Here is a 16,612-nt window from a genome sequence, read left to right as displayed (position 1 = left end):
CAGATCGGTCAACGGCAGACCGGCTCCCTCCCGACGCCGACGCAACTCGGCGCCGAAATCATCCATTGCACACGCCCTCCCGTCACGCCACCGGCAACCGTTTCCCAGGCCCAGTACGAGATGGCATGGACAAACCCCGGTCAGGGATCGCGAAACAGCGACTCGAATGGTTGACGCAAAAACAGGGCTAGGCTGTCGGGTTCACGACGGACCGGTCCAGAAGTCGATCAAGACCGACCGGACGACGGGCAACGGTTGCCCAGCGGGCTCGTCGCGCCAGCCACCCGGACGATCCGTCCGAGCGTACGGGCGAGCCGGTCGGCCAGCAGTCGGGCGAATCGGGACGGGTTGGCCACCCCCACTTTGCCCAATGCCTCACAGGACGAGTTGCCCGGGTCGACCACCAAAGCCGCGCACGCGAACGCGCCACGCTGCTGGCCCAAGCTCTCGCGGAACCGTAGACTGACGCGGCGCGGTATTCACCGGATCTTGGCGAGGGCATGTCAAACCGAGCGAAGAATGCCCTGAGCAGAGCTACGCCCGCTCTGCCGATCTTCGGCAAGCGAGCGCAGTGACGGGCGAGTGCGACCCGCTGAGGTAAAAAGAACAGGAACCCGCAGGTAAAGAGCCCCTGGGTACAGATAGGGCGTCGTCTTAGGAAGCTGATGCTCGTTTCCGGTGGCTGCCTGGTCTGCCCGCACGGTGACGAATCCGCGTGGCAACCGAGCGGCCCACGAGCACCATGGGTCCAAAGTGGATCAGAATCTCTGCGTTTCTGCAGGTCATCGCATGACCGCGTCAGTCTTGGCGGATGAACCTATGGATTAAAAGTCCACAGCTCTGCCGTTGAGCTAGCGGCCCGCGCGCTCAGGTTACCCGACGGTGAGCGTCGGCGGCTCACGGCTTCCGGCCGCCCGTCAATGCCTGCGGCTTCCAGGTTCGACGCACCTGATCATCACCGGTTCGACGGGCTGGTGCCGTCCGGCACCTCGGACATCCCGGGTCGGAAACATGGAGTGGATCAAGCGACGTCGCCCAGTGGTGCATGGGACCGGGTGGATGGGGAACCGGGATGGGCATGAGATCGAGCCGTACCCCGTCGGTAGCCGCGTCCGGGGAGGAGATCGGGTCGGACGGCGTACGCCAGCCGGGCGGGGAGGTGCACGCCTGGCTGCCCGGTCAGAACCAGACGGTCTGCGGCCTGGCGCTGAGCCGGACCCGGTTGCGTCGCTTCCCGCACGTCAGTTTCGACTACTCCGGCACCGACGTGCTCACTGAGGCGGACGCGGTTGGCCGGATCTGCCCGCGTTGCCTGGCCGCCACCACCGGCCGACGGGGAGAGGGCGGGCGCGGCTGGGTCCGAGACTCCCCTCGCCCTTGATCAACTCGGAATGCCGGAAGTCGGGGCTGTCCCGCCCGCCGCGACACCGCGAGTTCCAGGAAGTCGAGTGGATCAAGCCGCGAGGCCACCCGCGAGGCCACCCGCGAGGCCACCCGCGGAGGACGGCGTGGGCGGTTGAGCGGCTGCTGGGCGGGTACGGGGTCGAGCATGCGGATCGTGGTGGTGGGGGCGAGCGGCAATGTTGGTACGGCGGTGCTGCGGCGGCTGCGCCAGGAGCGGGACGTGGAGTTGGCCGGGGTGGCCCGGCGGTTGCCCGGACCGGATGCCGGTGAGCCGTACGACCAGGTGCGGTGGCACTCCTGCGACATCGGCGCGCCGGGCGCGGCGGGGCAACTCGCCGAGGTGTTCGCGGGTGCGGATGCGGTGGTGCACCTGGCCTGGCAGATCCAGCCCAGCCACGATCAGCGGGTGCTGCGTCGGACCAACGTCGAGGGCAGCCGCGCGGTGTTCGAGGCGGTGATCCGGGCTGGTGTGCCGGCGTTGGTGTACGCCTCGTCGGTCGGCACCTACGCCCCTGGCCCGAAGGACCACCCGATCAGTGAGCGGTGGCCGGCCACTGGGGTGCCCGGCTCGTCGTACAGCGAGCACAAGGCCGAGGTGGAGGCGCTGCTGGACGGGATCGAGCGTGATCACCCGACGCTGCGGGTGGTGCGGATGCGACCCGGGCTGATTTTCCAGCGGGCCGCCGGTGCGGAGATCACCCGCTATTTTCTCGGCCCGCTGGCGCCGGTGCGGCTGCTGCGCTTCGGCCGGATTCCGCTGGTGCCGACGAACCGCCGATTGCGGATGCAGGCGGTGCACGCCGACGACGTGGCCGATGCGTACACCCGGGCGGTCTTGGGTGAGGTGCGCGGCGCTTTCAACGTCGCCGCGGACCCGGTGCTCACCCCGGAGCTGGTGGCTCGGCATTTCCACGGTTGGACGGTGCCGGTCGCCGCGCCGGTGCTACGGGTGGCGGCGGCGCTGACCTGGCGGGCGCGGTTGCAGCCGGTCGACGTGGGTTGGGTGGAGCTGGGCCTGAACGCGCCGCTGATGTCCAGCGAGCGGGCGGAGACCGAGCTGGGTTGGCGGCCCAGGATCAGTGCGCTCACCGCGCTCAAGGAGCTTTTCGCCGGGATGGCCGACGGCGGCCACACCGCAAGCCCTCCGCTGTCCGGCGCGCGCGACCTGCCGGGTCGCCCCGCCGCCCTTCTCCAGGCCCGCCCGCCGGGCCAGGGAAACCCCTACTGAAGCTTGGAGCCGGTCACCGTGGGGTTCTGGGCGCCCAGGAAGAAGATGCCGGGGAAGCCTCGGGTCTCGAACTTGGCGCTGGGGTTGCGGCGCAGGGTCGAGCTTTCGATCTTCATCGTGCCGGTGCGGTTGTTGCTGACGAAGAAGACCGCCCCGCCGCCCTCGTTGGCCTTGTTGTTCTCGATGATCGTGCCGGCGATCCGTACGGTGAACTCGTTGCCGTCGCAGTAGATCGCGCCGCCGCTGCCGCCGCCGGGCGTGCCGGACTTGGCCGGGTTGGCGCCGCTGCCGATCGCCTCGTTGTGGCTGAGCACGCTGTTCAGTACCACCCAGGAGACGCCGATGCTGCTCAACGCGCCCCCGTTGGAGCAGGAGCCACCCTGGCCGGACGCGCCGCCGAAGGTGCTGCCCACCACGTACACCGGCTTGTTCTCGAACTGGCTCAGCACCCGGATGGCCGCGCCGCCCAGGTCGGGGCCGGTGCGGTCGCAACGGTTGCGGACGAAGCGCGAGTTGACCACCTTGAACCGGCCGCCGCGGACGAAGATGGCCCCGCCGCCGCCACCCTCGGCCTTCTCGCCTGTGGAGTTGCCGTCGGCGAAGGTCAGGTTCTGCACTGTGAGCTGCGGGTGGTCCTGGTTCTGGCAGTGCGAGGTGGTGAAGCCCTGGGCCTGGTCGCAGGTGTTCAGGTAGAGGATGCGGCGCTGCCCCTGGCCGCTCAGGGTGACAGTGCCGCCGCCGTCCAGCACGACCTTCGGCCCGTTGGCGTTGCGGACCTTCGCGGTGGCGGTCATCTTGATCGTCACCGGGGCGGGTCCACAGTTGAACGTGATGACGCCGCCGGCCGCGACGGCCTTCACGACCGCCGCGGAGGTGCAGCTCGCCGGGGTGCCGGTGCCGATGGTCCGGGTCGGCTTCGAGGTGTCCACCGCCCGTGCCTCGGCCGGAACGGTGGCGTGGCCGTTCGGATTGCCGGCCGCGAGCACCTTCGCGGCGGGCTTCGGGCTCGCGCTGGCCCCCGGGCCACCCAGGCCGGCGCGGGCCTGCGGCGCGTCGGTCGGGGCGCCCGTCGGCGGGGCCACCGGCGAGGCCGACGAGCCGGGTTCGAAGGCGGGGGTCGGCTCGTTGGACGCGCAGGCGGGCAGGGTCGCCGTGGCGACACCGAGGACGAGCAGAGCGGCAAGCGACGTCATGCGCACCCCGTGATGCTAGGAGTCGCACCGGCGTCGCGGCGAATCCACAGTGCGGGATTAAGCAGTGGTTAAGGCGGGGCGCGCGGTCAGGCGTGGGAGAGGGCGAAGGCGGTCAGGAAACCCGCGACAGTGATGAGACCGACAAGCAGGTGGGCGTTCTCGAACGCCTCCGGGACCATGGTGTCGGTGATCATGGCGAGGATCGCCCCGGCGGCAAGCGCCGTGATGCCGGCCAGCACCTCCGGCGGCGCACCACCCAGCACCGTGTTGCCGACCAGCGCGGCCACCCCGCTGATCAGCGCGATCCCGATCCAGAGCAGGAAGACGTACCGCCGGGAGCGGCCGGCCTGGCGCATGCCGGCCGCGCTGGACAGCCCCTCCGGAATGTTGCTGAGGAAGACCGCCGCCACCGTGACCAGGCTGACCGCGCCGCCGCTGAGCAGGCTCGCGCCGATCACCACGGATTCCGGTATGCCGTCCAGCAGCGCACCCACCGCGATCGCCGACCCCGAACCGGGCTGCTCACCCTCGGAGGGCTGCTGGTCGCCGGAGCGCTTCCGGTGCCGTGCGCCGTGCCGGGCGAGGGCCAGATTGGCAAGGGTGTAGGCCACCGCGCCACCGCCCGCGCCGATCGCGGTGGGCAGCAGCCCGCCCTGGTCGTGCGCCTCGGCGATCAGCTCGAACGACACGGCGGAGAGCAGCACCCCCGCCCCGAACGCCATGATCGACGCGATGAGGCGCTGCGGGACCCGGGCGAACCAACCGGCCGCCGCCCCGAGCAGCAGGGCCGATCCGGCCAGCAGCCCCCACCCACCCGCCTGTAACCACTCCGGCATTCCCGGGACCATACCCACAGCAGTCAGGCCGGCAAACCCGGTCGTGAGGCAGGCTCAGAAGTCGACGAAGAGGTACGGCACCCGGCCGGGGAAGATGCCGCGCAACTCCGCGGCGGCGTCCACCGGCACCGCACCCAGGCCCCGCAACGGCAGCTCGGCCGGATCCAGCACCCCGTACGCCAGGGCGGAGAGCCCGGCCGCCGTGAGGGTGGCGGTCGGCGTACTGCCGGTGGTGTCGGCGACCACCTCCAGCGCGCCGGTCGTGCCGTCCAGCAGGTGGGTGCCGGCCAGCCAGCGGTCCCCGGTCAGCTCGATCCGTACCCGACCGGGGCCGGTCGGCAGCCCGCGCAACGCGTCAAGCGACAACAGTCGGGCCATCGGGGCGGACGAACCCGGGATGGCTATTCGGGCCTCGACGTGCACGTCCAGGTCGGTCAGCCACAGCTCCGGCAGCTCGTCCGGCGGGACCTGGACGGTGACCCGTTCGACCTGGTCGACGTGCCGGGCGAAGAACTGCAGCAGCAACGCCCGCGCGAGCGGATCGCTGGCCAGCAGTTCGTTGCCGTGCATCGTGCCGCCGTGCTCGTCGATCCGGTAGGTCACCGCGCCGGTGACCTCGCCGTCGACGCGGGCCGTGAGCAGCCAGTGCTCGTCCCGGTCGCGCATCCCGTTCGCCCGGTAGTCCGGGAACAGCGCGAAGCCGTGCCGCTCCTGCAGACACCGTTCGGTGAACGCGCGCCACGCCGGATAGCCGGCGCCGATGCGCTCCCAGCCCACCTCGCCGGGCAGGTCCGCGCGCAGCAGCGAGCCCAGGTGGGCCGGGGAGAAGGTGACAGTGCGCGACCTGGGCAACCCGGCGTAGCCGAACCGGGCGTAGAAGCTGGGCCGGAACGGGTAGAGCGCGCTGACTGGATGCCCCTCGTCGCGTACCTCGTCGAGGAGTTGGTGCATCAGCGCCCGCACGTGCCCCTGCCGGCGGGCCAGCGGATGGGTGGCGACCCCGGCGACACCCGCCATCGGCAACACCGCCCCGCGCAGGTTCTGCCGCATCGGGATGGACGAGACGGCGGCAAGCGTGACGCCACCCTCCTCGGCGATCAGCGTCCGGTTGCCCTGGTTGTAGGGCAGGTAGTCGCGGAACTCCTCGGTCCGGGCAGCACCGATCGGCGACGACTCGAAGGCGTACGCGGCCAACGGGAAGCTTGTGGTGAGACGCTCGTCAGCGGTCACCCGGCGGATGGTCATCCGCCCATCTCAACCTGCCGTGCCGGCCGGGGCAACCGGATTGACGGTATCCGTGGCCCGGACGCCAGCGTGGGCTGGTCGGCTGAACTCAGCGGGCGACGACGTCGGAGACCACGACAGTGACGTTGTCCGGTGCGCCGGCGTGGTGGGCGAGCTTCACCAACTGCTCGCCACACTGCTGGCGGTCGGCGTACATGCCCAGCGCCGCCGCGATCGCGTCGTCCTCGACGTAGTCGGAGAGCCCGTCGCTGCACAGCAGCAGCCGGTCGCCGGGGACCACGGTGAGCACACCGACCGCCGGTGGGGTGTCGGCGCCCTGCACGGCCCGGGTCACCAGCGACCGCTGCGGGTGGTGGCGGGCCTGCTCCGGGGAGAGGGTGCCCTGGTCGACAAGGGCCTGGACGAACGTGTCGTCCCGGGTGAGCTGGGTCAGCTCCCCGTCGCGCAACAGGTAGCAGCGGGAGTCGCCGACCTGGGCCAGGACCAGCGTCTCGCCGGCCAGCAGCGCCGCGGTGAGCGTGGTGCCCATCCCGTCGCGGCTCGGGTCGACGGTGATGGCGGCGTGGATGCGCTGGTTGGCGGTGCTGACCACGGCACGCAGGGCGTCGGCGGCGCCGTCGGGATCGGTGGGCGGGGCCAGCTCGTCCAGGATCCGGATCACGATCTCGCTCGCCACCTCGCCCGCGGGCAGCCCACCCATGCCGTCGGCGACGGCGATCAGGCGGTCACCGGCGAGGGCGGAGTCCTCGTTGTTGGTGCGGACCAGGCCGATGTCGTTGAGGATGACCGAGCGGAGGATCAGCGTCATGGGGTCAAGCTTGCCAAGAACACCCCGCCTTCGTCTCTACGCCTCCTGCGTGCGTCGAGAAATGATTGCGATTTCCGTCGTCGGGTCGGGCGATTCCCGGCCGATCGGCCGCGAATCAGCGCCGCGGGTAGCGCAGCAGCAGGCTGGCGGCGACCTCCTCGTCACCCACCGCCGCGTAGCTGTGCGGTACGTCGGACACCCAGCGGAGGTGACCGCCGGCCGGCGCGGTCAGCGGCGCGTCGGTCGGGCCCGCGCGCAGCACCCCGGCGAAGACTGTGACGTGCTCGGTGACCCCCGGCTGGTGGGCGGGGGAGACCTGCCCGGGGCCGGGCGCGACCCGCATCCGGTACAGCTCGTAGGTCGCGTCGGTGTCGGTGAACACCTCCAGCAGGGTGGCGGTGACAGCGGTGCCGTGCACGGTGGGCCCCGCGGCCGGCTCGGCCAGCACGGCGGTCAGCGGTACGCCGAGTTGCGCGGTGACCGCCCAGAGCGTCTCCAGGGTCGGGTTGCGGGTGCCGTTCTCCAGGCCGGAGAGGGTGGCCTTCCCGACGCCGGCGAGCCGGGCCAGGGTGGACAGCGAGATCCCCCGCTCCTCGCGTAGGGCGCGGACCCGGCGGCCGACGACGGCAGGAGCCACGTCGAGGTCGGGGCGGCGGGTTGGTGGCTGCGGCACCCGGCTATCGTGCTACACACTGTCGTTCCGTAAACGGAACACCCGGGGAGGGTGGCATGGCCGGACGCGTCCAACCGGTGTTGGCCGGCGTGGTGACCGCCCTGGTCGGCTTCGCCAGCTCGTTCACCGTCGTGCTGGCCGGGCTCCGCGCGGCCGGCGCGTCGGACGCGCAGGCCGCCTCCGGCCTGCTCGCCCTCTGCGTGGCGTGCGGGCTCGCCGCGGCCTGGCTGGGCTGGCGGCACCGGATACCGATGAGCGTGGCCTGGTCCACGCCGGGCGCGGCGCTGTTGGTGGCCACCGGACCACCGCCGGGCGGTTGGCCGGTCGCGGTGGGCGCCTTCCTCGTCTCCGGTGTGCTGATCGTGGCAGCCGGGCTGTTCCCGCCACTCGGCCGTGCGGTGGCGGCCATCCCCAAGCCGGTGGCCGGCGCGATGCTCGCCGGGGTGCTGCTCCCGTTGTGCACCGCCCCGGTCCGCGCACTGGTGGAGCTGCCCGCGGTGGCAGGTCCGGTGGTGATCGGCTGGCTGCTGCTGCACCGGTTCGCCCGCCGCTGGGCGGTGCCCGGCGCGTTGCTGGTGGCGGTGGTCGCGATCGCGCTGACCGCGCCGCCGACCGGCCTGTCCGGTGCCGCGCTGGCTCCGTCGATCACAGTGACCGCGCCGGCCTGGAACGCGTCCGCGCTGATCGGCCTCGCCCTACCGCTGTTCCTGGTCACCATGGCCGCACAGAACGTGCCCGGCATGGCGGTGCTGGCCGGCTACGGCTACCGGCCGCCGTTCGGCGCCGCGCTACGGGCCACCGGCCTGGCCAGTCTGCTCGCCGCCCCGGCCGGCGGGCACGCGGTGAACCTCGCGGCGATCACCGCCGCGCTGGCCGCCGGCCCGGACGCGCACCCGGACCCGGAGCGCCGATGGGTGGCCTCGGTCACCGCCGGCGCCGGCCTGGCCCTGCTCGGCCTCGGTGCCGGCGTGGCAACGGCGCTGGTCGCGGTCGCCCCGCCGATCCTCATCGAGGCGGTCGCCGGGCTGGCCCTGCTGGGCGCCCTCGCCACCGCGCTCGCCGCGGCGGTGACCGACCCGGCCACCCGGGAGGCCGCCGTGGTCACCTTCGTGGTGACCGCCTCCGGGGTGACCCTGATCGGCGTGGGCGGGGCGTTCTGGGGTCTGGTCGCCGGCTGTCTGATGCTGCTGCTCTTCCACCGCCGCCCATCCGCCGCACCCCGCGACCTGCCGACGGCCGCACCCGCCGACGAGCCGGAGAGATCAACACCAGCTCACGGAGACCGCGCTGTCCCAGCCGACCGGACACCGCAACCTCACTGATCCCGTGTGGATCTCGGGGCTGGGGCTACTCCTCGGGTGGCAGGTCCGCCACGCCCACGGCGAGGAGGACCCGGCCGTCGGCCACCGACCCGATCCGGTCGGCCGGTACGTAGACCGCACCCGTGCGGGTCAGCTCGGTGGAGACCTTCAGGTAACCGCTGTGCAGCAGCCGGGCCGCCAGATCGGCCGGAACGTCCGGCTCCTCGACCGCGGTCGCCTCGATCAACTCGTCCAGGCTGCTGCCCGGGTCGGCGGTCGGCGCCTGGACGGTCACCGCGTTCGGGTCGGCCCGCTGGACGAGGTCCACCGTGCCGACCTCGGTGCCGGCCGAGTCGATCACCGGCATCCCGGTGGTGATCCGTGAGATCGTCGCCTGCTGCTCGTCCTGCTGGTCCATCCCACAGCGGTTCCCTGGGCGGTACGCCGCTAAACGCCAGCGCCGACCGGCCGGCCGCTCAGCCGTTCGGGAGGGTCCAGCCGCCGGGCGGGCGGGGGGACAGCTCCCGCCAGGTGTCCGGGCCGTCGAGGAGCGCCCGGACGGTGTCCTCGGCCTCGTCCGCACTGCCGTACTCGTAGAACCGGGAAATGCCCTCGGCGCCGCCGGCCCGCTGCTCGACGTGCCACCGGTCGGCGTCCACCCGGAGGAAGACGTCCCGTCGGGCCAGCCGCCCCCATTTCCCGTTCCACCAGTGCTTTCGCTGCTCCATGGCGGGACTCTATCGAACACACGTACGAGAAGGTGCGGCCCCTGCGGGAATCCCGCAGGGGCCGATGTGCATCCGTTCGGTGTCAGCGTGGCGCCGGGGGTTCGGTGCGTCGGCCCAGCACGTCGTCGAGTGCCCCGCGCTGCTGGCCGGGGCCGGTGTGACCGGCGGAGACCAGCGCGTCCCGGATCTCGGTGAGCAGCTTGATCTCCTCGCTCGGCGCCGCCGGCGGCGGCTCCTCGCCCCGCTGCCGCCGCTCGGCCAGCTTGTTCATGGGGTACACCACGAGGAAGTAGAGCACTGCTGCGGTGAGCAGGAAGGTGATCAGGGCGTTGATGAAGTTGACCCAGGGAAAGTTCACCCCGCCGATGTCCCAGGTGCCCGACTTGAGTTCGCTGCCGCCGCCAATCAGCTTGATCAGCGGCTTGAGGAAGCTCTCCGTGAACGACGAGACGAGTCCCGTGAACGCGGCGCCGATGACGATACCGACCGCCAGGTCGACGACGCTGCCGCGCATGATGAAGTCTTTGAAGCCCTTGAGCATTCGTACTCCCGAGGTGTCCGCTTTTCTGTCCGGCACAACCTATGCCCCTGCGGCGGGCTCCAGAAAAGCGCCGGCTTCGAGCGCCGCCCGGCCCGGATCGCCGGCCCGGATCGCCTCGACCAACCGGGTGTGGTCGACGTAACGCTCGGGCGTGAGCGCGCCCCCCATCGCCTGGGCGACAGTGCTGCGCAGGGCGGTGCCGACCGAGGCGTACAGCTCGGCGAGCATGGCGTTGTGCGCGGCGGCGACCACCGCGACGTGCAGGGCCGCGTCGGCCTCGACGAACGCGTCGACCCGGCCGCCGCGCCAGGCGGCCTCGCGTTCGGCGAGCACGCCGTCGAGCGTCGCCAGGTCCTCCGGGGTACGCCGCAGCGCGGCGAGCCGGGCGGCCTCCACCTCGAAGGCGCGCCGCACCTCGATGACCTCGGTCATCCGGTCGTCGCCGAGCCGGCGGGCCACCACCGGTGCCAGTTCGTCGGTGGACACCACGTACGTGCCGGAGCCCTGCCGGCACTCCAGCACCCCGGCGTGCACCAGGGCGCGGACGGCCTCACGGACGGTGTTGCGCCCCACGCCCAGCGCGGCGACGAGCTGCGGCTCGGTGGGGATGCGCCCGCCGACTGGCCACTCGCCGCCGAGGATCCGGGCGCGGAGCTGCTCGATGGTCTGCCGGACCCGGTGGCCGCGGGGCGGCACCAGCGGTGCGGAGGGGGAACCGACCGACGGTGGCACTTGTTACATCACCGGTCCGAAATTCATCCCATGATTGTAGGTTAGCGGTCATGACCCCGCCACCCACCGCCGCTCCGGCGCCGCCCGCTCCCGTCCTCGTCGACCCACCCTCGACGCGCGACCCCGGTGCCGGCCGACGGACGCACCCGGCGACCGGTGGCGCGCTCGTGCTGGTCGGGATGCTGCTGGTCGCGCTCAACCTGCGCGCCGTGGTGACCAGCCTCGGCGCCCTGCTCGACGAGGTCCGCGACGGGCTGGGGCTCTCCGGCACCATGGCCGGCCTGGTCACCACCCTGCCGACAATCGCGTTCGCCGGCCTCGGCGCGCTCACCCCGTGGCTGGTCCGCCGGGTGGCGCCGGCCCGGGTGCTGGTGGTCGCCATGCTCGCCCTCGCCGCCGGCCAGGTCCTCCGGGTCGTCACCGACTCGGCCTGGATCTTCGTGCTCACCAGCACCCTGGCACTGTCCGGCATCGCGGTCGCCAACATCCTGCTGCCGATGCTGGTCAAGCAACACTTCCCGCACCGGACCGGGCTGGTCACCGGGGCGTACACGATGGCGTTGACCCTCGGCACGACGGTGGCCGCGGCCTCCGCGGTGCCGATCGCGCACGCCTTCGGCTCGTGGCGGGCGGGGCTGGGCGTCTGGGCCGCGATGGCCGCGGTGGCCGTACTCCCGTGGGTGCCACTCGCGCTGCGGACCCGGGCGGGCGCGCGGCGCTCGACCCCGACGGCGGCCGTCACCGCGCCGGTGCGCATCCGGCCGGCGCGGACCCGGCTCGGCTGGGCGATGGCCGTCTACTTCGGGGCACAGTCGCTCAGCGGGTACGCGATCATGGGCTGGCTGGCCCAGTTGTTCCGGGACGCCGGCTACCAGCCGGAGTCGGCCGGGCTGCTGCTCGCCGGAGTGACAGCGCTCGGTGTGCCGATCGCGCTGCTGATGCCCACCGTGGCCGGTCGACTGGGCAGCCTGCGCCCGCTGGTGCTCGGGCTGACCACCTCGTCGGCGCTGGCCTACCTGGGGTTGGCGTTCGCCCCGCGGGGTGCCGCGCTGCTCTGGGTCGCCCTGCTGGCGATCGGCCAGGGCGCGTTCCCGATGATCCTGACCGCCATCGGACTGCGCGCCCGCACCGCCGAGGGGACCGTCGCGCTCTCCGCATTCGCGCAGAGCACCGGATACGTGATCGCAGCCCTCGGCCCGTTGCTGGTCGGCATCCTCTACGAAGTCACCGGCGGCTGGACCGCGCCGATCGGGTTCCTGCTTGGCGCGCTCGCCGTGCAGACGACGGCGGGCCTGGCGATCGCTCGTCCCCGCTACGTCGAGGACGAGTGACGAACGTCTGCGGTCAGGAGGAGGCCGACGTCGGTTCGCCGGCGACTGCCTCGTCCACCGTCGGGTAGGTGTGCAGCACCTCGACCAGACCGCTCACCTCGAGGATGCGCAGCACGCCCCGCTGCGGGGCGGCCAGCCGCACCACGCCGCCGGCCTCGTCGCAGCTGTTCTTGGCGCGGACGAAGACCGACAGACCCGTCGAGTCGCAGAACGACACGTTTGCCAGGTCGAACACCAGCCGGTTGCGACCCTTGTCGAGCAGGTCGGTGATCTGGTCCTGTAGCTGCGGTGCGGTGGCCATGTCCAGCTCGCCCGCGACCGACACGACGACCACGTCGCCGCGCTGTTCCGTGTGTACCGTCAAGGACATTCGCCAGACCTCCTGTTATCGGGGGAACGGTATCCCACGGCGGGGGTCGTACGCAGAACGGGAGCCAGGATCCGGTGACCACGGTCATTCCGTTGCTACGGGGCAAGTAGTTGGTCAGGCCCCGGTGATAGAGTCCGCCCGGTCCAGGTCAAGGGGGTTCCAAATGGCGTTGAGCACCGAAGAAAGTGGTCGGCTCGTCGCGCTGCTCAGCGGGCAGGCCGAACGGGTCACGACTCGGTGGACCGAGATCGTCACCAGCTCGTTGCGGGGCCGACTGAGCCAGGCCGAGCTGCGCCGGCAGGTCCAGGACCTGCACGGTGCCATAATCATCACCGGTAAGCAGGGCGACGTCGACCTGTCCGCCGGCCACGCCGCCGAGCTGCGCGCCGCGCTGTCCGATCTGTCCCGTGGTCGGGCCCGGCAGGGCTTCTCCGCCACCGAGACCACCATCAGCGTCTTCGCGCTCAAGGACGTGCTGGCCGAGCTGGTGCAGGAGTCCGGCGGCGCCAACGGGCTGCACGACTACGTCGCCTTCTCGAAGCTTGTCGACGAGATGGGCCTGTTCACCTTCGAGAGCTTCGTCCGCACCCGGGAGAGCCTGATCGCCGACCAGGCCGAGCAGTTGCTCGAACTTTCCACTCCGGTGGTCAAGCTCTGGGAGGGCGTGGTCGCCGTCCCGCTGGTCGGCACCCTGGACTCCGCTCGGGCCCAGGTCGTGATGGAGCGGCTGCTGCAGACCCTGGTCGACACCGGCTCCCCGTACGCGATCATCGACATCACCGGTGTCCCAGCCGTGGACACCCAGGTCGCCCAGCACATCCTGAAGACCGTGGTGGCCGCCCGGCTGATGGGCGCCGACTGCATCATCTCCGGCATCCGCCCGCAGATCGCGCAGACCATCGTCGCGCTCGGGATCGAGTTCGGCGACATCGCCACCAAGGCGAGCCTCGCCGACGCGCTGCGCCACGTGCTGCGGCTGAACGGGGTGGAGACCGCCCGCCGCCAGCCGCGCCGGGGCGTCTGATGGAACGCGTACCGATCCTCAAGATCGGTGACATCCTGCTCGTCTCGATCCAGCTGGACATGTCCGACCAGACCGCGGTCCAGCTTCAGGAAGATCTCGCCGAGCGGATCGTGGACACCGGCTGCCACGGCGTCATCATCGACATCACCGCGTTGGACATCGTCGACTCCTTCGTCGGGCGGATGCTCTCCACCATCGCGTCGATCTCCAAGGTGCTCGACGCGGAGACGGTGGTGGTCGGGATGCGCCCCGCCGTCGCCATCACCCTTGTCGAACTCGGTCTGTCGTTGAATGGCATCCGTACCGCTCTGAACGTCGAGCGCGGCATGGAGCTGATCGCGGCGGCCCACGCCGACGAGCTCGATTACCAGCTCGACGACGATCCGGACGCCGAGACGGCCACGCCGTGACCACGGGTGTCGACCTGGGCCACCCGCAGGCACAGGTGATCCAGAGCGACGAGGACGTGGTGCGCGTCCGGCAGTTGGTCCGTGCCGTCGCGGTGGCCGTCAAGCTGTCCCTCGTCGACCAGACCAAGGTGGTCACCGCGGCGAGCGAGTTGGCCCGCAACACCCTGGTCTACGGCGGTGGCGGCTCGGCCGAGGTGGCGACAGTGGACAACGGCCGCCGTAAGGGCCTGCGGATCGTCTTCGCCGACTCCGGGCCGGGCATCGCCGACCTCAATCTGGCCCTGACCGATGGCTACACCACCGGCGGCGGCCTCGGCCTCGGGCTCAGCGGGTCCCGCCGACTTGTCGACGAATTCGAGATCGAGACCTCCGAGGGAACCGGCACGCGCATCACCATCACCAAGTGGTCCCGGTGAACGGCGACCCGGTCACCGACAGTGGAATCTGGTTCCGGGTGGAGGCCAGTAGCTCCGCGAGTGCCGTCCGGCGCGCCGCCGAACGCCTCGGCGCCCAGTTGGAGATGGGTGCGGCGCGCATCGCCGACCTGGCCATCGTCGCCGCCGAGCTGACCAGCAACCTGGTCAAGCACGCCGACGACGGCGTCCTGCTGCTTCGGCCGGTACGCCGCGCCGGGGAGGCCGGCGTGGAGTTGGTGGCAATCGACTCCGGACCCGGCATGGCCGACCTGACCGTCTCCCTGCAGGACGGGCACTCCACCACGGGCACGCTCGGCATCGGTTTGGGTGCCATCGTCCGCCAGGCCAGCTGGTTCGACGGCTACTCCCTGCCCGAGCGGGGCACCGTCCTCGCCGTGCAGGTCTGGCCGGCGGAGCCGGCGCGGCCGTCCTGGGCCGGCGCCCTCACACGCCCGATCACCGGCGAAACGGTCAGCGGCGACGGGTACGCCGTCCGGGTCGCCGACGGGCGACACCAGGTGCTGGTCAGCGACGGGTTGGGGCACGGCCCGCTGGCCGGCGCCGCCACCGACGCGGCGCTCGCCGCGTTCCGCAACGCCCCGGCCGGTCCCCCGGCGGCGGTGGTCGGTCACCTGCATCGGAGCATGTCGCACACCCGTGGCAGCGCACTCGCGGTCGCCGAGCTGGTGCCGGCGGCCGGCGTGCTGCACTACGCCGGCCTGGGCAACATCTCCGGTGCCGTCGTCGAGGGCGACGGCAAGCGCCGGGGGCTGGTGTCGCTGCCCGGCATCGCCGGCCACCAACGGCCGACGATCCGGGAGTACGACTACCCGTTCGGTCCGGGTGCCCGGCTGGTGATGCACAGCGACGGGGTGGTCGACCGGTGGCGGTTGACCGACTACCCCGGCCTGGCGGAGCAATCCCCGCTGGTCATGGCGGCGACCCTCCTGCGCGACGCCGGTGTGCGACGTGACGACGCCTGCGTACTTGTCGCGAGGTCCTGGGAATGACCGGCGAGCCGGCCGCGCTGCCGCTGCTGCAGATGGCGCTGCGGGTCGAGCAGGACATCTTCGTCGTCCGCCAGCGGGGCCGCGAGGTGGCCGCGGTGGTCGGTCTGGAACACCAGGACCAGGTGCGGATCGCCACCGCGCTCAGCGAGGTCGCCCGGGACCTGCTGCGAACGACCGGCGGCGCGGACGTCTCCTTCCACCTCGACGCGAATGCCGACGGCCGGTTCCACCTGCGCGCTGATCTGGCCCCGGTGACCCCGTTGCCGGACGGCCGCTACCAGCCGCAGTCCGGCGCGGTGTCCCGACTGGTCGACACGTTGAGCGTGTCGGCCGTCGGCAGGGTTACGGTCGTGAGGATGTCCCGACGAGTTCCGGCCAACGCGCCCACGCCGACCCCGGAGCGGCTCGCCGAGTTCCGCGCCGAACTCGGTCGTACCGCGCCGGCCAGCGCGCTGGACGAGTTGACCGTGCAGAACGGTCAGCTCATCGCCGCACTCGACGAGGTGCGCAGCCAGCGCGACGAACTGGCCGTGCTGAACGAGGAACTGGCCGAGACCAACCGCGGTGTGGTGGCGCTCTACAACCAGCTCACCGAGGAGTTGGAGGAGACCAACCGGGGTGTCGTCGCCCTCTACGCCGAGCTGGACGGGAAGTCGGCCCAGCTGCGCGCGGCGAGCGAGTCGAAGAGCCGGTTCCTGGCCAACGTGAGCCACGAGCTGCGCGCCCCGGTCACCGCGATCATCGGGTTGGGGCGGCTGCTCACCGACTCCGCCTCCGACCCGCTCACCGAGGAGCAGGGCCGCCAGATCGATCTGATCCGCTCGTCGGCGACAGACCTGCTCAACCTGGTAAACGAGTTGCTGGACCTGGCCAAGGCGGAGTCCGGCCGGATCGAGCCGGACTGGGCGGACGTCGACCTGCGTCCGGTCTTCGGCCAACTGCGCGGCACGTTGCGCGCGCTGGCCACCCGCCCGGACGTGGAGCTGGTGGTGGAGGAGCCGGCCGCGCCGGCCACGCTGCGCACCGACGAGGTGCTGCTCGGCCAGGTGCTGCGTAACCTGCTGCACAACGGGTTGAAGTTCACCGAGCGCGGCGAGGTGGGACTGCGCGCCCGCCGGCACGGCGACCGGTGGAACTTCGAGGTCAGTGACACCGGCCCCGGCATCGCTTCCGAGCTGCACGACCGGATCTTCGAGGAGTTCTACCAGGTGCCGGGGGTGACCCGGGTCGGCGGCACCGGCCTCGGCCTGCCGTACGCCCGGCGTCTGGTGACGCTGCTCGGCGGGACGCTGGAGTTGACAAGCGAGCCGGGCGGGGGCAGCACGTTCACCGTCTCCCTGCCCACCGGCGGGGCGTGACGGC

General features: G+C 71.7%; 19 protein-coding genes. 9 read left to right on the top strand and 10 right to left on the bottom strand.

Going from position 1 to position 16,612, the window contains the following annotated elements:
• The first annotated feature begins 1,072 nt into the window (after positions 1 to 1,072).
• Entirely contained in the window at positions 1,073 to 1,381 is a 309-nt protein-coding gene (locus ABZU25_RS11450; protein ID WP_355029238.1) for a hypothetical protein, read from the top strand.
• Between the two features lie 168 nt (positions 1,382 to 1,549).
• A complete protein-coding gene (locus ABZU25_RS11445; RefSeq protein ID WP_355029237.1) occupies positions 1,550 to 2,632 on the top strand; it encodes an NAD-dependent epimerase/dehydratase family protein in 1,083 nt (360 codons plus the stop codon).
• On the opposite strand, the gene ABZU25_RS11440 is transcribed toward ABZU25_RS11445, so the two are convergent.
• From ABZU25_RS11440 to ABZU25_RS11420, 5 genes are all read right to left on the bottom strand, one after another.
• Entirely contained in the window at positions 2,626 to 3,825 is a 1,200-nt protein-coding gene (locus ABZU25_RS11440) for a hypothetical protein (protein WP_355029236.1), read from the bottom strand. The two genes, ABZU25_RS11445 and ABZU25_RS11440, sit on opposite strands and share 7 nt — an antisense overlap.
• An 86-nt stretch (positions 3,826 to 3,911) precedes the next feature.
• Positions 3,912 to 4,661 (bottom strand): ZIP family zinc transporter, encoded by a 750-nt coding sequence (locus tag ABZU25_RS11435; protein ID WP_355029235.1) that lies wholly within the window; start codon positions 4,659 to 4,661, stop codon positions 3,912 to 3,914.
• A 54-nt stretch (positions 4,662 to 4,715) separates the two neighbouring features.
• On the bottom strand, positions 4,716 to 5,906 hold the full coding sequence (locus ABZU25_RS11430; RefSeq protein ID WP_355029234.1) for a GNAT family N-acetyltransferase: 1,191 nt from the start codon (positions 5,904 to 5,906) through the stop codon (positions 4,716 to 4,718).
• Between the two features lie 88 nt (positions 5,907 to 5,994).
• Entirely contained in the window at positions 5,995 to 6,714 is a 720-nt protein-coding gene (locus tag ABZU25_RS11425) for a protein phosphatase 2C domain-containing protein (RefSeq protein WP_355029233.1), read from the bottom strand.
• A 115-nt stretch (positions 6,715 to 6,829) separates the two neighbouring features.
• Positions 6,830 to 7,387: an XRE family transcriptional regulator gene (locus ABZU25_RS11420; RefSeq protein WP_355029232.1), complete on the bottom strand. Its 558-nt coding sequence runs from the start codon at positions 7,385 to 7,387 to the stop codon at positions 6,830 to 6,832.
• 56 nt (positions 7,388 to 7,443) lie between these two features.
• On the opposite strand from ABZU25_RS11420, the gene ABZU25_RS11415 reads away from it, so the two are divergent.
• On the top strand, positions 7,444 to 8,709 hold the full coding sequence (locus ABZU25_RS11415) for a benzoate/H(+) symporter BenE family transporter (RefSeq protein WP_355029231.1): 1,266 nt from the start codon (positions 7,444 to 7,446) through the stop codon (positions 8,707 to 8,709).
• A gap of 25 nt (positions 8,710 to 8,734) precedes the next feature.
• Here the strand turns inward: ABZU25_RS11415 and ABZU25_RS11410 are convergent, their stop codons facing one another.
• The 4 genes from ABZU25_RS11410 to ABZU25_RS11395 all read right to left on the bottom strand — a co-directional run bounded on the left by ABZU25_RS11410 (position 8,735) and on the right by ABZU25_RS11395 (position 10,689).
• Positions 8,735 to 9,106 carry a hypothetical protein gene (locus ABZU25_RS11410; RefSeq protein ID WP_355029230.1) on the bottom strand — a complete coding sequence of 124 codons (372 nt, stop codon included), beginning with the start codon at positions 9,104 to 9,106 and terminating at the stop codon, positions 8,735 to 8,737.
• 58 nt (positions 9,107 to 9,164) lie between these two features.
• Complete coding sequence (locus ABZU25_RS11405) at positions 9,165 to 9,416, bottom strand: hypothetical protein (protein WP_238678688.1); 252 nt, start codon at positions 9,414 to 9,416, stop codon at positions 9,165 to 9,167.
• An 82-nt stretch (positions 9,417 to 9,498) separates the two neighbouring features.
• Positions 9,499 to 9,957, bottom strand: a complete 459-nt coding sequence (mscL, locus tag ABZU25_RS11400; protein ID WP_355029229.1) for a large conductance mechanosensitive channel protein MscL — start codon at positions 9,955 to 9,957, stop codon at positions 9,499 to 9,501.
• Between the two features lie 39 nt (positions 9,958 to 9,996).
• Entirely contained in the window at positions 9,997 to 10,689 is a 693-nt protein-coding gene (locus ABZU25_RS11395; RefSeq protein ID WP_355029228.1) for an FCD domain-containing protein, read from the bottom strand.
• Between the two features lie 179 nt (positions 10,690 to 10,868).
• Between ABZU25_RS11395 and ABZU25_RS11390 the strand changes: the two genes are divergently transcribed.
• Entirely contained in the window at positions 10,869 to 12,020 is a 1,152-nt protein-coding gene (locus ABZU25_RS11390; protein ID WP_355029316.1) for an MFS transporter, read from the top strand.
• Positions 12,021 to 12,033: 13 nt separating this feature from the next.
• Here ABZU25_RS11390 and ABZU25_RS11385 read toward each other — a convergent pair whose 3' ends face one another.
• Complete coding sequence (locus ABZU25_RS11385) at positions 12,034 to 12,390, bottom strand: STAS domain-containing protein (protein WP_355029227.1); 357 nt, start codon at positions 12,388 to 12,390, stop codon at positions 12,034 to 12,036.
• Between the two features lie 163 nt (positions 12,391 to 12,553).
• Between ABZU25_RS11385 and ABZU25_RS11380 the strand changes: the two genes are divergently transcribed.
• The 5 genes from ABZU25_RS11380 to ABZU25_RS11360 are packed head-to-tail and all read left to right on the top strand — an operon-like array spanning position 12,554 to position 16,608.
• Positions 12,554 to 13,414 carry an STAS domain-containing protein gene (locus ABZU25_RS11380; RefSeq protein ID WP_355029226.1) on the top strand — a complete coding sequence of 287 codons (861 nt, stop codon included), beginning with the start codon at positions 12,554 to 12,556 and terminating at the stop codon, positions 13,412 to 13,414.
• Positions 13,414 to 13,824 carry an STAS domain-containing protein gene (locus ABZU25_RS11375; RefSeq protein ID WP_355029225.1) on the top strand — a complete coding sequence of 137 codons (411 nt, stop codon included), beginning with the start codon at positions 13,414 to 13,416 and terminating at the stop codon, positions 13,822 to 13,824. Before ABZU25_RS11380 ends, ABZU25_RS11375 begins: the two co-directional genes overlap by 1 nt.
• Complete coding sequence (locus ABZU25_RS11370; protein ID WP_355029224.1) at positions 13,821 to 14,240, top strand: ATP-binding protein; 420 nt, start codon at positions 13,821 to 13,823, stop codon at positions 14,238 to 14,240. The genes ABZU25_RS11375 and ABZU25_RS11370 overlap by 4 nt, the downstream gene beginning before the upstream one ends.
• On the top strand, positions 14,237 to 15,250 hold the full coding sequence (locus ABZU25_RS11365) for a SpoIIE family protein phosphatase (RefSeq protein ID WP_355029315.1): 1,014 nt from the start codon (positions 14,237 to 14,239) through the stop codon (positions 15,248 to 15,250). The genes ABZU25_RS11370 and ABZU25_RS11365 overlap by 4 nt, the downstream gene beginning before the upstream one ends.
• A complete protein-coding gene (locus ABZU25_RS11360) occupies positions 15,247 to 16,608 on the top strand; it encodes a sensor histidine kinase (protein ID WP_355029223.1) in 1,362 nt (453 codons plus the stop codon). The genes ABZU25_RS11365 and ABZU25_RS11360 overlap by 4 nt, the downstream gene beginning before the upstream one ends.
• The last annotated feature ends 4 nt before the right edge of the window (positions 16,609 to 16,612 follow it).

It is taken from the genome of Micromonospora sp. NPDC005215 (genome assembly GCF_040607915.1).
GTDB lineage: Bacteria > Actinomycetota > Actinomycetes > Mycobacteriales > Micromonosporaceae > Micromonospora.
The sequence above is the reverse complement of the archived record's forward strand: the minus strand, read 5'-3'. Positions and strand labels throughout refer to the sequence as shown.

Excerpts from the sequence above, each read along its gene's own strand:
- ABZU25_RS11450 (WP_355029238.1), top strand. The coding sequence starts at position 1,073 with ATGGGCATGAGATCGAGCCGTACCCCGTCGGTAGCCGCGTCCGGGGAG.
- ABZU25_RS11445 (WP_355029237.1), top strand. The coding sequence starts at position 1,550 with ATGCGGATCGTGGTGGTGGGGGCGAGCGGCAATGTTGGTACGGCGGTG.
- ABZU25_RS11440 (WP_355029236.1), bottom strand. The coding sequence starts at position 3,825 with ATGACGTCGCTTGCCGCTCTGCTCGTCCTCGGTGTCGCCACGGCGACC.
- ABZU25_RS11435 (WP_355029235.1), bottom strand. The coding sequence starts at position 4,661 with ATGCCGGAGTGGTTACAGGCGGGTGGGTGGGGGCTGCTGGCCGGATCG.
- ABZU25_RS11430 (WP_355029234.1), bottom strand. The coding sequence starts at position 5,906 with ATGACCATCCGCCGGGTGACCGCTGACGAGCGTCTCACCACAAGCTTC.
- ABZU25_RS11425 (WP_355029233.1), bottom strand. The coding sequence starts at position 6,714 with ATGACGCTGATCCTCCGCTCGGTCATCCTCAACGACATCGGCCTGGTC.
- ABZU25_RS11415 (WP_355029231.1), top strand. The coding sequence starts at position 7,444 with ATGGCCGGACGCGTCCAACCGGTGTTGGCCGGCGTGGTGACCGCCCTG.
- ABZU25_RS11410 (WP_355029230.1), bottom strand. The coding sequence starts at position 9,106 with ATGGACCAGCAGGACGAGCAGCAGGCGACGATCTCACGGATCACCACC.
- ABZU25_RS11405 (WP_238678688.1), bottom strand. The coding sequence starts at position 9,416 with ATGGAGCAGCGAAAGCACTGGTGGAACGGGAAATGGGGGCGGCTGGCC.
- mscL (WP_355029229.1), bottom strand. The coding sequence starts at position 9,957 with ATGCTCAAGGGCTTCAAAGACTTCATCATGCGCGGCAGCGTCGTCGAC.
- ABZU25_RS11390 (WP_355029316.1), top strand. The coding sequence starts at position 10,869 with ATGCTGCTGGTCGCGCTCAACCTGCGCGCCGTGGTGACCAGCCTCGGC.
- ABZU25_RS11385 (WP_355029227.1), bottom strand. The coding sequence starts at position 12,390 with ATGTCCTTGACGGTACACACGGAACAGCGCGGCGACGTGGTCGTCGTG.
- ABZU25_RS11380 (WP_355029226.1), top strand. The coding sequence starts at position 12,554 with ATGGCGTTGAGCACCGAAGAAAGTGGTCGGCTCGTCGCGCTGCTCAGC.
- ABZU25_RS11375 (WP_355029225.1), top strand. The coding sequence starts at position 13,414 with ATGGAACGCGTACCGATCCTCAAGATCGGTGACATCCTGCTCGTCTCG.
- ABZU25_RS11360 (WP_355029223.1), top strand. The coding sequence starts at position 15,247 with ATGACCGGCGAGCCGGCCGCGCTGCCGCTGCTGCAGATGGCGCTGCGG.